The sequence below is a fragment of the Roseovarius sp. THAF9 genome, assembly GCF_009363715.1.
Lineage (GTDB): Bacteria > Pseudomonadota > Alphaproteobacteria > Rhodobacterales > Rhodobacteraceae > Roseovarius.
This window is the reverse complement of sequence record NZ_CP045404.1, coordinates 2,776,583-2,792,188: the sequence shown is the minus strand read 5'-3', so window position 1 is coordinate 2,792,188 and position 15,606 is coordinate 2,776,583. Positions and strand designations below refer to the sequence as shown.

Here is a 15,606-nt window from a genome sequence, read left to right as displayed (position 1 = left end):
ACGGCGCCCCGGGATGATCCGAGGCGCCGTCTGATTTTCTAGCCTGGCATCAGGCCCTTAGCCCGGTTGGACCCGGTCGGCATCCATGACCTTGGCCCATGCCTTGACGAAGTCCTTGACGAACTTGCCGCCATTGTCGGCCTGGGCGTAGACCTCGGCTTGCGCCCGCAGTTGCGAGTTCGAGCCGAAGACGAGGTCGCAGCGGGTCGCGTCCCACTTCTTGTCGCCGGTCTTGCGGTCCTTCCCGATGAAGGTCATGCCCTTGTCGTCGGTCGCTTCCCAGACGGTGCCCATGTCCATCAGGTTGACGAAGAAGTCGTTGCTGAGCGTGCCGACACGGTCGGTGAAGACGCCATGCGCCGTGCCGCCGTAGTTGGTGCCCAGCATCCGCAACCCGCCGATCAGAACGGTCATCTGCGGCGCCGAGAGGCCCAGCAGATGCGCGCGGTCGATCATCAGTTCCTCGGCAGACACGGTGAAGTCGCCGGAGAGGTAGTTGCGGAACCCGTCGGCCTGCGGCTCCATGATCTCAAAGGATTCGGCGTCGGTCATCTCGTCGGTGGCGTCGGTCCGGCCCGGGGTAAAGGGCACGGTGACTTCGTGACCGCCGGCCTTGGCCGCCGCCTCGACCGCGGCGTTACCACCCAGAACGATGAGGTCGGCCAGCGAGATCTTCTTGCCGCCCGAGGCGGACGCGTCGAAGTCGGCCTTGATACCCTCGAGCACCTTCAGGACCTTGGCCAGTTGCTCGGGCTGGTTGACGTCCCAGTCCTTTTGCGGGGCAAGACGGATGCGCGCGCCGTTGGCACCGCCGCGCATGTCCGAGCCGCGGAAGGTCGAGGCCGAGGACCATGCCGTGTAGGCCAGTTCCGAGACCGACAGACCGGAATCGCGCAGCTTGGCCTTGAGCGTTTTCACGTCCGCCTCGTCGACCAGCGGATGGTCGACTTCCGGCACCGGATCCTGCCAGATCAGCACTTCGTCGGGCACTTCGTTGCCCAGATACATGTTGCGCGGACCCATGTCGCGATGGGTCAGCTTGAACCATGCGCGCGCGAAGGCATCGGCGAACTCGTCGGGATTGGCATGGAAGTGGCGCGAGATCTTCTCGTACTCGGGATCCATGCGCATCGCCATGTCGGCGGTGGTCATCATGATGTGCTGGTTGCGGGTCGAGGGCTCCTCGGGATCGGGGGCCATATCCTCGGGCTTCTGGTCTTTGGGCTGCCATTGCCACGCGCCGGCGGGGCTTTTGACCAGTTCCCATTCGTAGCCGAAGAGCACGTCGAAATAGCCCATGTCCCATGCGGTGGGGTTGGGCGTCCACGCACCTTCTATACCGGACGTGATCGCGTCGCGGCCTTTGCCAGAGCCGTAGGTGGAGAGCCAGCCGAAGCCCTGTGCCTCCATCGCGCCGCCTTCGGGCTCGGCGCCCACATGCGAGGGGTCGCCCGCGCCGTGCGCCTTGCCGAAGGTGTGGCCGCCGGCGGTGAGCGCGACGGTTTCATAGTCGTTCATCGCCATACGGGCGAAGGTTTCACGGATGTCGCGGGCCGAGGCGAGCGGGTCTGGCTGGCCGTCGGGGCCTTCGGGATTAACGTAGATCAGGCCCATCTGCACGGCGGCAAGCGGGTCTTCCAGCTTGCGGTCGCCGGAATAGCGGCTGTTGGGTTTGTCCGACGTGGCAAGCCACTCTTTTTCCGAGCCCCAATAAACGTCTTCCTCGGGCTCGAAGACGTCCTTGCGGCCGCCGCCGAAGCCGAAGATCGGGCCGCCCATGTCCTCAATCGCCACGTTGCCGGCGAGGATCATCAGGTCTGCCCAAGAAATGGCATTTCCGTATTTCTGCTTGATCGGCCAGAGCAGGCGACGGGCCTTGTCGAGGTTGCCGTTGTCGGGCCAGCTGTTGAGCGGGGCGAACCGTTGCGTGCCCGAGCGCGAGCCGCCGCGCCCGTCGGAGGTGCGGTAGGTGCCCGCCGAGTGCCACGCCATGCGGATGAAGAAGCCGCCATAGTGACCATAGTCTGCTGGCCACCAATCCTGGCTGTCGGTCATCAGCGCCTTGAGGTCTTTTTTCAGCGCGTCCATGTCGAGGCCCTTGAAGGCTTCGGCATAGCTGAAATCCGGACCCATCGGGTCGGATTCAGGGGTGTTCTGATGCAGGATCTTGAGGTTCAGTTGGTTCGGCCACCAATCGCGGTTGGACTGGACGCTGAACCGCGTCGCACCATGCATGACCGGGCATTTGCCGGAGTTTTCGAGATCGTTGCCGTCCATTGAGTCTCTCCCACGGTTTGCTGTCTGACTGCGCCCGGATGCGTATGATCCGGGGCCGATTGCTTGTTTAAAAGACGTAAGCATTGCCGCGCGTTGTGCAACGCGGGAATCGCTTTTCTGGTGCGAAGCATAGCAAGGCATTTCAATGAGAATAAGTTGCATTTATTGATTGAATTGATAAATATTTCTTATGAAAAATATCTCACTGAAACAGTTGCGCTATTTCGAGGTGCTGGCCCGTACTGGCCATTTCGGGCGGGCCGCCGAGATTTGCGCGGTCACCCAGCCGGCGCTGTCGGTGCAGATAAAGGCATTGGAGGCCTCGGCGGGCGCGGCGCTCTTCGAGCGCACGACGCGCGAGGTGCGGTTGACCGGGTTTGGCGTGGAGTTTGCCGAGCGGGTGCGCGAGATCCTGCGGTCGGTCGACGAGTTGTCGGACCTTGCGCGCAAGGCGCAGGAGGGATTGAGCGGGCGGCTGCGGCTGGGCGTCATTCCGACGATCGCGCCTTATCTTCTGCCGCGGTTCCTGACGCGGCTGAATGCGGCGTTTCCCGACTTGGACGTGCAGGTGCGCGAGAGTATCACGCCAAGGCTGATCGCCGATCTGGGTGAGGGCGGGCTGGATTTGGCCCTTGTCGCTCTGCCGGTGTCGGAGCGGTCGCTGGAAGAATACCCGGTCTTCGAGGAGCCGATGATGTTGGTGCGGCCCGAGGCCGAGGCGCATGCGCCGGTGCCGGACGTGACGACCCTGCACATGCGGCGGCTGTTGCTGCTGGAGGAAGGGCATTGCTTTCGCGACCAGGCGCTTGCCTTTTGCAACATCCCCGGTGGCGGGCTGCGTGACGGCCTGGAGGGCACATCGCTGTCGACATTGGTTCAGATGGTGGGCGCGGGGATGGGGGTTACGCTGATCCCCGAAATGGCGGTGCCGGTGGAAACCCGGTCGGCGCCGGTGTCGGTGGCGCGGTTCCGTGACCCACAGCCCAAGCGCCAAGTCGGCATGGTCTGGCGCAAGACCAGCCCGCTGGCCGAACGGTTCCGCGCGATCGCTGACCTGCTGACGCAGGATGAGTCTGAACCGCGCGAGGCGGCTCAGTAATCCTTTTCGAAGAAGATGCCGACGCCGGTGTTGCCTGTGGTGCTGGTCGAGCCCTTGACAGTCAGGTTACGCCCGATGTCGAGGTTGAGATTGATCTCCTGATTGCCTTCGCTGTCGGCGGTGACCTCGGAATAGAGGTTTTCCGACAGGTAAGCGCCGGCGGTGACCTGTGTCGCGCCGTCCTCGGACGTGGACACGTCGAGATTGCTGAGGCCGAGGGCCCCGCGAATGTCCAGACCGCCCGAGCGCTGGCCCGAAAGCGTGGCGGCGGCGGCGACAAGCTGGGCCGCCTGGAAGGCCGAGATGTCGTCGAGGCCGCGCCCGAAGAGCAGGCGGGCCACGGCCTCGTCCTGCGGCAGGTCGGGGACGGATTCGAAGCGGACGGAAGGCGAGCTTGCCAGCCCCTCAATGATGGTGCGCACGAGGATGCCGTCATTCTCGGTTTCGGCTACGAAGCGCAGGTAGGGGTCGAGCGCACCGCGCAGGTCGATCACGCCTTCGGTCAGGTCAAGACGGCGGCCCAGAATATCGAGCCGTCCGCGAATGAGTTCGAAGAGGCCGCTGGGCACGACGTCGGCGGTGGTGCCCTGAAGGCGCAAGCGACCGCCCAGCTCGGCGTCAAGGCCGCGCCCGCGCACGAAGATCCGGTTCGGCGCGTTGATGACAAGATCCAGTGGGAAGGCGACGGGAGTGCCGCCGCTGTCCTGGCCGATGATCCCGGCGCGGGCGCGGGTTCGACGCACGTCGGCGGGCTCGCCGATATGGGTGATCTCGGGAATGTCGCCGGGGGTGCGGGTGCCGCTTCCCGACGGCACGCGCAGCTCGGTCCGGCCCAGGTTGACGGTGCCGCCGATGGTGGCGCCGCCTGTCAGCGGGCCGTTGATGCCGACCTGGCCCGACAGGGTAGTGGTGTAAAGGTCGGGGTCGGTCACGACCAGATCGTTCAGCGCGGCCTCCAGATTGGCGTTGAACGGCGCCGACAGGGTGATCGGCCCGCGCACGCGAAAATTGCCGCCGGTGCCCATCGAGGCGGTAATGTTTGTTTCGGCCCGGCCCGAGGCCAGGCGGACAGCGCCGGTGATGCCGGTGATGGCGGACGACAGGCGGGGCAGGGCGACGCGGCCGTCCGAGACGTTGATCACACCCGACAGGGAATTCAGCGCAGGCGGGCCGTTGACGCTGAGGTCGAAATTGGCAAGTCCGGTGATGGAGCGCGGCGCGAGGAACGGATTGGCCAGCGCGAGGGGCGCAGAGCCGTTCACGTCGAGATCGAGGCTGTTGCCGTAGCCGTTGATCGACCCGTTGACGCGGGCATTGGTGCCGCCAGGGCCGGACGCATTGAGCGACAGGCGGATCTGTTCGCCGGCCCGGTCGACGATCGTGATCGTGCCATTGGCCGAGACCGCGCCGGGGAAATCGGGAACGAAAATGCCAAGGTCTGCAAGCCGGGCCGACAGGTTGACCGGTGCGCCGGGGCCGCTGCCTTCGGCATCGACGGTCACGCGCGGCGTCTGGATGTCGATGTAGCGGATGCCGGGCGCGGACTCGCCCAGTGCGACGGAGGCGCGGGCGTCGATGCTGCCGGCGATCAGCTGATCGAGTTGGGCGATGCCGGTGCGCAGGTTGGAGCCGTCGATATCCGTGGTGATGTCGAGCGTGCGGCCGCGTACCTGGCCAGAGCCTTCGAGCGTCATGTCGAGGCTGCCGGTCAGCGGACGGTTCAGAAGCGGCGCGAGGCGCGACAGGTCGCTGGCATTCAGCATCATCTGGCCTTCGACCGGCAGCAGTGCATCGTCGGGGAAGACGGCGCCTGTCGCCGAAAGCGTCGTGCCAGCACCGGAGGCTTCGAGCCGCGAGATGGTGACCGCGCCGCCCTTTTCCCAGGTTGCGGCGGTGTCGAGGGTGGCGGGCCCGGACATGCGCGGCTCGATCCGGGCGAGGTCTGCGATGGCAGCCTTGAGGGTCACTTCGCCGTCATCGGAATCGAGCCGGCCCGAGGCGTCGGCCTCGAGCGCCGGCGTTCGGACCGAGAAGCGTTCGAGCACGGTGCCGTCGGTGTCGCGCTGTGCGGCGATGGACACTGTGCCTGCGCCGTTCATCAGCGCGTCGACGCGCGGCTCGCCGATTTCGACATCGTTGGTTTCGGCGTCGAGCACGATGTCGAACGCGCCGCCGCGGATGCGCCCGGAACCTTCGAGCACGACAGTCGCCGCGCCGTCCAGGTCACGACCCGCCAGTTGGGCAAAGCGCGAGAGGTCCTGCGCCGCGAGCGTCACCTTGCCTTCGGCGGGCAGGTTGGGGTCTTCGGGGAAGACCGCGCCGCTGCCGGTCAGCGTGGCTTCGGCCAAGGTGGCTTCGAGCGCGGAGATGTTGAGGGCATCGCCGGTGCTCCAGTTGACGGATGTCGTCAGTGTGGCAGGGCCGGACAGCGTGGGCTCGACTTGCGCGACGTTCTTCAGCCGTGCCTCGATGTCCAGCTGGCCATCATCGGCATCGAGCCGGCCCGAGGCGTTGGCGGCGATGGCCTGCGTCTGGATAGTGAGCCGCTCAAGCACGGTGCCGGTGGTGTCGCGGCGCGCGGCCAGCGACAGGGTGCCCTGGCCGGTCATCAGCGGGTCGAGGCGCGGTTGGCCGATGGCCAGATCGTTGGTTTCGGCCTCGAGTTCGATATCGAAGGACCCGCCCAGAAGCGTGCCGGTGCCTTCCAGCGTCGCATTTGCGGCGCCGGAGATATCTTGGTTCGAGATGGCCGCAAAGCGCGACAGGTCGGCGGCGTTCAGCGTCGCGCTGCCGGTGAAGGGAAAGCCGTCTTCGAGGCTTTCGAGTTCACCGTTGGCGGTGAGGGTGACGTTGCCGCTTTCGACGTCGAGCGCGTCGATCACAAGAGGCTGATCCTGTTGCCAGTCGAGGGTCATGCTGCCCGCCGGCGCGGCGCCAATGGCCTCGGCCAGCGCGGGATCGGAATGATCCACGCCTTCGGTATTGAAGGTGATGTCGCCCGAAAAGGATCTGTCGGGGGCATCCGTGATCTGGCCCGTGCCCGAAAGCGTGGCACGATCCAGTTGCAATCCGTTTTCCTGAACGAGGTCGACGATCTGCATTTCGGCCTGCCAGGCATCGTCCTGTGCGGCATCGAAGCTGGCGGTGAGCCGGGCGTTTTGAAGGGTTGTCGGCGCGCCGGAAATCGGAAGGCGCACGACGTCGCCCTCGTCGCTTCCGATACGGCCCTCAAGCTGGAGCGTTTCCGGCCAGCCGGAGGCCGAGAGCGCTAGGTTGCCCTGAAGCTCCAGCGCCTCGGAGGCGAGGGCCAGTTCGTCGAGCACCAGCCGACCGCTGGCCTCGGTCTGACCGGAGACGGAGAGGCGGGTGGCTTCGCCGAAGAAGGGTTGAAACTGTTCCTCGAAGAGCGGGCGTAGGTCGCCATCAAGATCTGCGGCAAACGTGTAGCCTTGGGTGTCGTCGCCGTCGATGGCGCCGACATTCACGGTGCCGCCAAAGCGTTCTTGGCCATCGGAGCTGAGCAGGATGCGAGCGGAGAAATCCGACAGGGGGGCGTCGCCGGTCACCTGCAGACGCAGAGCGGGCGTCTCCGGGATGCCGAGCAGGGTGGAGACGATGCCTTCGGGGCCTTCCTGGAAATCGAGATCGATCGCAAGGACGCGGCTTTCGTTCGCAAAAGAGCCTTCGAAAGTCAGGCTGTCTTGCCGGTCCAGCCGCTGGATGGCGAGGTTGGCGGTGCCCTCACCGTCGGCCAGGTTGGCGCTGCCTTCCAGCGACAGCCGGGCCGGTTCGCCAAGCACGGACTCTCCGAGTTCCACCGTTTCGATCTGGACCAGTTCGACATTTACCGAGACCGGCAATTCGGGCAGGGAGAACTGTGTCGCCTCGGCGTCGTCGGTGCTGACGGTTTCGCCCCCCGAGGGCAGACGTTCGAGGATGACTTCGGCGGCAGTAAGCTCTTCGACCTCCAGCCGGCCGCTCAGCAGGGCGGACCGGGACCACACGAGCGATGCGTCGCGCAGCGTCAGCCAGACGCCATTCTCGTCGGCGATTGTCAGTCGTTCGAGCGTGGCATTGGACGAAAGAGCGCCGCTAAAGCCGGTGACAGTTACATCGCGGCCCGCGCCGGAGAGGTTGTCCTGCAGCCAGTTCTCGATAAACGACTTGTCTTCTTCCTCCTGATCCTGGGCGAGCAGGGGCGTCGAGATCGCGAAAGTGAGAACGAGAAGGAGAGAAAGCAGTAGGCGCATCAAAATGCCTGTCCAATACCGATGTAGAACTCGTAGTCTTCGCCCGCGTCGCCGTCGAGCGGGGTGGCCACGTCAAAGCGGATCGGGCCGATGCCGGTGTCGTAGCGGATGCCGAAGCCGGCACCGGAATGCCAGTCGCCATTGTCGCTGCCGAAGCTGTCGCGACCGACAAAGCCGGTGTCGGCAAAGCCCACAACCTGCCAGGAGTCGGCCACACGTGCGCGCACCTCGCCAGAGAACGCAAGGAACGAGCGGCCGCCGCTGGTGTTGCCGCCGCCCAGATCGACGCCGAGCGACTGGTAAGGCTGGCCGCGCACGGTGTTGGAGCCGCCGGAGAAGAACAGCATGTCGGGCGGCACGTCCACGAGCGATGCGCCGGTGACCGAGCCGATCTGGCCGCGGCCAGCCAGCACGATCGTGTCGTTTTCACCAAAGCCCACGTAGGTCCGCGCGTCGGCATAGAGGCGGAAGGCCGGGTCGCCCGCGTCGAGCGCAAGAAACGGCGTGGCCTCCAGCCCGACGTAAAACCCTTCCGTGGCGTCGAGCGCGTCGTCGCGATTGTCGAAGGTCAGCTTGCCGGGCAGGAGCAGCAATTCGTTGGTGCGCGAGCCGAGGTCGTCGTCGATCTCGGCATATTGATAGGCGATGCCGATCTCGCCTTCTAGCTCGTCCGAGAAGATGTGCGACACGCCGCCGCCGATCTCGAAGGTGCGCTGGCGGTAGTCCTCTTCGTCCACTTCCTCGGCCCGGGCCTGAAGAAAGGCGGTGGTGTCGGGCGTGAAGGTGGCGGGGCGTTCGAAGCGGGCGGACAGGCGATAGTCGATGCCGCCCGAGTCGCCGCCGATGCCGCCGACCTCGCCTTCGATACGCAGGCGTTCGGCGCCGCCAAGAAGGTTGCGGTGCAACCAGAAGCCGCTTAGCGTCAGGCCTTCGAGCGAGGCGATTTCGGCGCCAAAGCCGATGCGGCGGGGCTTGGCGTCGATGACCTCGGCCTGGATATCGAGCGTGCCGTCGGGCTTGGGAACCTCGGCCTCGTTCAGCACGACCGAGCGGAACGCGCCGGTGCGGCGCAAGCGCTGGCTGGCGTCTTCGAGTTCTTCGGGCGAGAAGACCTTGCCTGAGGGCAGGCCGGCGATGGCGCGGATGCGGTTGGCGCGCACGGCGCTGGGGCGCGTGATCACGAGGTCGCCAAAGCGCAGCTGGGGGCCGGGGGACAGGCGGATTTCGGATGCCAGTGTCGAATTGCGGTGGTCGGCGGTGATCGACTGGCCGTCGAGTTCGACCTTGGCGTGGCCGGCCTCGCGCCAGCCGGTGACGCCCGCCTCTGCCGCGTCGCGGATGACGGTGGCGCCGGCGCGCTGACCACGAGCATAGCCTTCGGGCAGTTCGGATTCGGGAGCCACGGGGCCGATGGCGGCACGGGAAAAGGTGAAAGGCGTCCCGGGTTGCACGATCACGACGACACGGTTCACGCGGCTGGGCCCGGCGATGGGCGAGATGTCGGCCGCTTCGCGCCCGTCGACGCGGATGCTGACCACGCCACCGTAGTAGCCGGCGTCATAAAGCGCCCCCACCATCCGGGCGTAATCGGCGCGCGCGGCGGCCAGGACATCCTGGGCCGTCGCGTCTTCTGCCTCTGCGGTTTCGACGCTGAGGGAGGACCTGCTGAGGTACTCGACCAGGTCCTCCGATGCTCCACGGACCTGTACCGTGGCTTCGACCGCCAGCACGGGGCGGATCAACAGCAGGGTCAAAACGACAAACCAGGGCGCGACGCGACGACACTTGAACAACAGGCAGCTCCGTTTCCGGGGCCCGCAGCGGGCCCAAGGCGTGACGATGGGAAAAATGCGACGTGCGCCAGTTTCGCGCTGCGCGTCTCCCCATCCGGCAACAAACTAGAACGGGGGCAGCGGCATTCCCAGCAGGAAAGTTCATTTTCAAGGCGATCGGGCGCAAACACTTGCGTGATCGGCAAGATTTCTCCGAAGCGATGTTGACGCGGGTGCGCCGTATTGTCCCTGCTGCTCCCCGGGAGGCGCGTGGTGTCAAAGGTCCAGGCAATTGCCGTAACGCATGGCATCGGCGCAGCATCTTTGCCACCTGCTAATGGCCCGATCGGATCGGAACGCGCAGTGTCAGGCGATTGCCCATCGTCGCGAGAGGGAATATTACGTCCGGTAAGATAAGAGAACTCGATCCGTTGAAAGGGCACTTGGGGGACACGCAGAAATATTCTCAGGTCCGGACGGTGGCGTTGGTTATCATCGCCTTCGCCGTGGTGCTGTTCCTGCTGGTGCAGGCCCGCTTCATCCTGATTTCGCTGGCGGTGGCGGTGATCCTGTTCACGCTGACCTCGGACGTGATCCGGCTGATCGCACGGCAGAGCATCGGGCGGTTTCGCATTCCCAACTGGTTGGCGTCCATCGTGGCGCTCCTGCTGATCTCGACAGCGCTGCTGCTGTTGTCGTCGATCATATTGGCGCAGCTGAACACGGTCTTGGGCACGACGCTGTCCTATGCCGAGCGCGCACCGTCGGCGGTGGCATCGCTGTTCGCGTGGATGGGCGAGGACGTGGAGCGGGCGGTGCTGAACTCGCTCAACAGCGTCGAAGTCTCGGGATATGTGCGGACCGTGGCGGGGCAGGCGGGCAGCCTGATGCAGGGCACGGTGCTGGTCATCCTGTTCTTCGGCTTCCTGTTCGCCGAGCGGATATGGTTCGGGACCAAGATGTCGAACTTCTTTGACGACCCGGCACAGGCAGAGCGGGCGAACCGGATCTTCATCTCGATCATTCACCGGGTGAATTATTACCTGCTGATCAAGACGCTGGTCAGCCTGATCACCGGGGCGATGGTTTACGCGGTGGCGACGTTCTTCCGCATCGAGCTGGCGCTGTCGCTGGGGATACTGACCTTCATCCTGAATTATATTCCCAATATCGGGTCGATCGTGGCCACCGGGATGGTGGCGCTGGTGGGCTATGTCGAGACGGGCGAGGCGTCGGTGACGGCGGTGCTGTTCGTGATCACCGGGATCATCCAGTTCGTGAACGGCAACGTGATCGACCCGTGGCTGATGGGGCGGGCGCTGCGGCTGTCATCCTTCGGGATCATCATCAGCCTGGCGTTCTGGGGTGCGGTCTGGGGCATTCCGGGGATGTTCCTGTCGGTGCCGATCATGGTGATGCTGCTGGTGATTTGCAGCCATGTGCCGCAATTGCGGAAGGTGGCGGTGCTGCTCTCGCGCGAAGGTCTGCCCGAGGACGACCGCGAGCTTGACCGGCTGAACGAGGAAATCGAAAGCCGGAGGGCCTCCTGAGGCAGGCAGAGAGCGTCGGGCGCGGAGGACCTGATCAGTAGATCAAGGTGTCGCGCTGCCCTCCTTCGACCGACTGGCCGCGATACATGCCTTCGCAGTTGAAGGGCATGGTGACGGTGCCGTCCGCGCCGATGGCAATGAGACCCCCCGATCCCCCTATGGCCACGAGACCATGCATCACCACCTGCGCCGCGGCGTCGGTGACGGTCTGGCCGGCCAAGCGGATACGGGCGTCGATTTCATGTGCGACCGACAGGCGGATGAACGCCTCGCCGTCGCCGGTGGCCGAGACCGCGCAGCTTTCGTTGAGAGCGAGCGTGCCGGCGCCGATCAGGGGGCTGTCGCCGATGCGTCCGGCGCTTTTGGCTGTCATGCCGCCGGTGGAGGTGGCAGCGGCAAGGTTTCCGGCCCGGTCGCGGGCCACGGCGCCGACGGTGCCGTGGCGCCGTGAAGGGTCGTCGTCGAGCGTGCCGTCGGCCTCCATCTGCAAGGTCTCTTGCAGCGTGTCCCAACGCTCCTGCGTGAAGAAATAGCTCTCTTTCTCGAACGGCAGGTCGGCCTCGCGGGCGACTGTGTGCGCGCCTTCGCCGGCCATGAGCACGTGCGAGGTATGCTCCATGACCGCGCGGGCGGCGTCGACCGGGTGGCGCGGGCCGCAGATACCCGCCACGGCCCCGGCGCGGCGGTCGCGCCCGTCCATGAGGGCGGCGTCCATCTCGTGCGTTCCTGCACGGGTAAAGACGGCGCCGCGCCCGGCGTTGAACAGCGGCTCATCCTCCAACGCGCGGACCGCCGCCGTGACGGCGTCGAGTGCAGTGCCATCGGCGGCGAGCACCGACTCACCCGCCTCCAGAACGCGGGCAAGCGCGGCGTGACAGGCGGCTTCACGCTCTGCGCTCATCTCCGACCGGGGCAGAACCCCGGCACCACCGTGAATCGCCAGTGCAAATCCGTCGCTCATATCTTGCTCCTGCCTTGTTTCGTGCCGTTTTGGCGGGCTTTGGTTGCCGAGAATCCCACATAGCGCGGGATTCGTGACGTTGCGACCGCTTTTGCAGTTGCGGGGCTTGGTTAACGTGACATTCTTGTGAACGGGATGGTAACATCCACAACATATAGATATGAGTCCAGAGATGGATGGAGTTACTCGATGGATATGTCCGTGAAACCGTTGCCCCGGGGCAAACTTGTCGCAATTGGCGGCGCCGAAGACAAATCGGCAAAGGCGGCCATTCTTGGGCGGGTCCTGAAATTATCCTCTGCCGAGGCGCCGGTCGTCGGTGTGATCACCACCGCCAGCAGCATCCCCGATGAGGTCTTTCCAGCGTACGAAGAGGCGTTCAGCGCGCTGGGCGCGGCCGAAGTGCTTGATGTGCGCATCCGCGAGCGGTCCGATGCCGATGATGCCAAGATGGTCGAAATGATCCGAAAGTGTGACGTGCTTTTCATATCCGGCGGTGACCAGATGCGCCTGACCAGCATCTTCGGCGCTTCGGAGGCACTAGAGGCGATTCGATCCATTTACCTAGAGGGCGCCGTGATCGCGGGGACCAGCGCCGGCGCGGCCTGCCAATCAAGCACGATGGTATATGGCGGCAGCGCGATCGACAGCCTTCGCAAGGGCGCGGTGAAAATGAGCGCCGGTTTCGGCCTGATCGAAGGGGTCATCATCGACACCCATTTTCTGGAGCGCGGCCGATTTTCGCGGCTGATGGAAGTGGGGGCCACCAACCCCGAATACCTGGGGATCGGGTTGGGTGAAGACGCGGCCGTATTGTTCGAGAACGGTGTCATAAAGGCCTTTGGGCCCGGTCACGTAATCCTCGTTGACAGTTCGGACATAACCAGTTGCAATGTATTCGACTTATCAGACGGTGAGGCGGTGAGCGTCCACAACGTCGTGATGCATGCGCTGGTCGAGGGTGATGGATACAACCTGGCGGACCGGCAGGTCCTGAGTGCCAAACAGCTTGGGGCCGAGAGCCTGGAGCTGAAGGATGCGTATACTTGAACACCGTGCGCTGCGCGGACCGAACTACTACAGTCGCTATCAGTCGATCTATATGCGGCTGGACATCGAGGAACTCGAAGACCGGCCGAGTGACAAGGTCGACGGCATTGCTGACAAGCTGCAAGCGCTGATCCCCACGATTTACGAGCATCGCTGCTCTGTCGGAGAGGCTGGTGGTTTTTTGTCCCGGGTGAAAGACGGCACCTGGGCCGGGCACATGGTCGAGCATGTGGCGATCGAATTGCAGAACCTGATCGGCTTTTCGGTGGGCTACGGCAAGACCGTCGACAGCTACGACAAGGGTGTCTACCACGTCGTCTACCGCTATCGCGACGAAGCGAGTGGGCTGGCCTGCGGCGAAGAGGCGGTCGAGATCGTGCAAGCGCTTTACGATGGCAAGGACGTGGATCTGGAGCCGGTGATCGACAGGCTGAAAGAGGTCCGGGACGCGAACGCGCTGGGACCGTCCACCGGGTCGATCGTGAACGCCGCGAAAGCGCGCAATATCCCGTGGTACAATCTGACCGAAGGCACCAGCTATACCCAGCTGGGCCATGGCGTGAAGCAGCGCAAGTTTCAGGCGACCGTGACGGATGCGTCGGGCATCATCGGACACTCGATTGCCGACGACAAGGAGTGGACCAAGCAGGTGCTCGATGATGCCGGCGTGGCGGTGCCCAAGGGCTACATCTGTTATTCCTGGGACGAGATCAAGGATGCGGCTGACTGGATCGGCTGGCCGGTCGTCACCAAGCCGCTGTCGGGCAACCACGGGCGCGGCGTGACCACCGACATCACCAACGAGGAAGAGCTGAAATCGGGCTACGAGGCGGCGCTGGCGCGCTGTCGCGACGATTACGGAGCGGTGATCGTCGAGAGCTATATCAAGGGCGAAGATCACCGCATTCTCGTCGTCGGCGGCAAGATGATAGCCGCCGCCCGCCGCCGTCCGGCACATGTCGAAGGTGACGGCACCTCCACCATCCAGCAATTGATCGACAAGGAAAACGAGGACCCGCGCCGCGGTGTGGGGCACGAGAACCTGCTGACCCAGATCATCGTGGACGAACAGACGATGCGCCTGCTGGAGCAGGCCGAGTTGACGCTCGACTCCGTGCCCGCTAAGGGCGAGATCATCTATCTGAAATCCACCGCCAACATCTCGACCGGCGGCACCGCTACGGACCTGACCGACGAGGTGCATCCCGAGATCAAGTTCGCGATGGAACGGATCGGACGGATTGTCGGTCTGGATATCATCGGGATCGATATGCTGGCCGAAACCTTGTCCAAACCGCTGGACCAGCAATCGGCCGGGGTGGTCGAGGTCAATGCGGGCCCCGGTTTTCGGATGCATATGGCACCCACCCACGGCACGCCGCGGCCGGTCGGCGAGGCTGTTGTCGACATGCTGTTCCCGGATCCAACGGATGACGGACGTATCCCGATCACCGCGATCACCGGCACCAACGGCAAAACCACGACGACGCGCCTGATCACGCATATCCTGCGGCAGGCGGGCAACTCGGTGGGCATGGGCTGTACCGGCACGATCGAGATCGACAATCACGTCATCCTGCGGGGCGACTATTCCGGCCCCGCCGCCGCACACGCGGTGCTGCACGAGCCGACGGTGGAACACGCCGTTCTGGAAGTTGCGCGCGGCGGGATCATGCGCCGGGGCCTCGGGTTTGACGAATGCGATGTGGGCGTGTTGCTGAACATCGCGTCGGATCATCTGGGCGAGCGTGACATTCATACGCTGGACGAACTGGCGCGGTGCAAGACTGTGGTCGTCGACGCGGTCAAGAAGATCGGCGGCTTTTGCGTGCTGAACGCCGACGACCCGCTGGTGATGGACCAGGGCACCTACTGGGCGCGGGGCGAGATCATCTACTTCACGATGGACCCCGACAACCCGGACCTGAAGGACCATCTGGCCGACCACAAGATGGTTGTTACCGTGCGCCAAGGCCGGATCGTGCTGTTGCGTGGCCAGGTCGAGGTCGAGGTGGCGGCGGTCAACGACGTTCCGATTTCCTTCGAGGGGCACGCGCCCTTCAACGTGCAGAACGCCATGGCGGCCACGGCTGCCGCGCTGGCGCACGGGCTTGAGATCGACGATATCCGCGCGGGTCTGTTGAGCTTCCACCCGACACCGGCGCAGATGCCGGGGCGGACCAACTACTTCGAGGCCGACGGCGTGAAATGCCTGATCGACTATGGCCACAACGTCCCGGCGCTGGAGGCGTTGGAGCCGCTGGTCAACGGCCTGGGGCAACAGCGCAAGATCGCGGTGGCCACGGCCCCGGGCAACCGCCGGGACGAGGACCTTGCTGCGCTGGGTGCGCAATTGGCGAAGATGTGCGACGCGGTCTACGTTTACGAGACCGATGCGCGCGGACGCAGCGAAGGCGAGACCGGCAGGTTGATCGAACAGGGCGCGAAAGACGCCGGCGCCGCAGGCGCGGTCGAGCTCATCATGGACGAGCAAGCCGCGATGGATCGCGCCATTTCAGAGGCGAAGCCGGGGGATTTCCTGTTGTTGCTGGTCGATGACATCGAGGGTGCAACGGAACGGCTCAAGGGTCGTACCTATGGCACACAGGCGGATCTGGCGCAGACGTAACGGGGCGCGGAACGACAC

At 64.7% G+C, this 15,606-nt stretch carries 8 protein-coding genes; 4 read left to right on the top strand and 4 right to left on the bottom strand.

Features of this window, described 5'->3' with window-relative positions:
* Window positions 1-57 precede the first annotated feature (57 nt).
* Window positions 58-2,277 carry a catalase/peroxidase HPI gene (gene katG / locus FIU86_RS13800; protein WP_152475606.1) on the bottom strand — a complete coding sequence of 740 codons (2,220 nt, stop codon included), beginning with the start codon at window positions 2,275-2,277 and terminating at the stop codon, window positions 58-60.
* A gap of 190 nt (window positions 2,278-2,467) precedes the next feature.
* On the opposite strand from katG, the gene FIU86_RS13795 reads away from it, so the two are divergent.
* Complete coding sequence (locus FIU86_RS13795; protein ID WP_152475605.1) at window positions 2,468-3,376, top strand: hydrogen peroxide-inducible genes activator; 909 nt, start codon at window positions 2,468-2,470, stop codon at window positions 3,374-3,376.
* Here the strand turns inward: FIU86_RS13795 and FIU86_RS13790 are convergent.
* Both FIU86_RS13790 and FIU86_RS13785 read right to left on the bottom strand, forming a co-directional pair.
* Window positions 3,370-7,626 carry a translocation/assembly module TamB domain-containing protein gene (locus tag FIU86_RS13790; RefSeq protein ID WP_152475604.1) on the bottom strand — a complete coding sequence of 1,419 codons (4,257 nt, stop codon included), beginning with the start codon at window positions 7,624-7,626 and terminating at the stop codon, window positions 3,370-3,372. The genes FIU86_RS13795 and FIU86_RS13790 overlap by 7 nt on opposite strands.
* On the bottom strand, window positions 7,626-9,419 hold the full coding sequence (locus FIU86_RS13785; RefSeq protein ID WP_254703843.1) for an autotransporter assembly complex family protein: 1,794 nt from the start codon (window positions 9,417-9,419) through the stop codon (window positions 7,626-7,628). Before FIU86_RS13785 ends, FIU86_RS13790 begins: the two co-directional genes overlap by 1 nt.
* A gap of 458 nt (window positions 9,420-9,877) precedes the next feature.
* Between FIU86_RS13785 and FIU86_RS13780 the strand changes: the two genes are divergently transcribed.
* On the top strand, window positions 9,878-10,948 hold the full coding sequence (locus FIU86_RS13780; RefSeq protein ID WP_152475603.1) for an AI-2E family transporter: 1,071 nt from the start codon (window positions 9,878-9,880) through the stop codon (window positions 10,946-10,948).
* A gap of 34 nt (window positions 10,949-10,982) precedes the next feature.
* Here FIU86_RS13780 and FIU86_RS13775 read toward each other — a convergent pair whose 3' ends face one another.
* Window positions 10,983-11,909, bottom strand: a complete 927-nt coding sequence (locus tag FIU86_RS13775; protein WP_152475602.1) for an isoaspartyl peptidase/L-asparaginase family protein — start codon at window positions 11,907-11,909, stop codon at window positions 10,983-10,985.
* A gap of 189 nt (window positions 11,910-12,098) precedes the next feature.
* On the opposite strand from FIU86_RS13775, the gene FIU86_RS13770 reads away from it, so the two are divergent.
* Both FIU86_RS13770 and cphA read left to right on the top strand, forming a co-directional pair.
* On the top strand, window positions 12,099-12,959 hold the full coding sequence (locus FIU86_RS13770) for a cyanophycinase (RefSeq protein WP_152475601.1): 861 nt from the start codon (window positions 12,099-12,101) through the stop codon (window positions 12,957-12,959).
* Window positions 12,946-15,588: a cyanophycin synthetase gene (gene cphA, locus FIU86_RS13765; RefSeq protein ID WP_152475600.1), complete on the top strand. Its 2,643-nt coding sequence runs from the start codon at window positions 12,946-12,948 to the stop codon at window positions 15,586-15,588. The genes FIU86_RS13770 and cphA overlap by 14 nt, the downstream gene beginning before the upstream one ends.
* The last annotated feature ends 18 nt before the right edge of the window (window positions 15,589-15,606 follow it).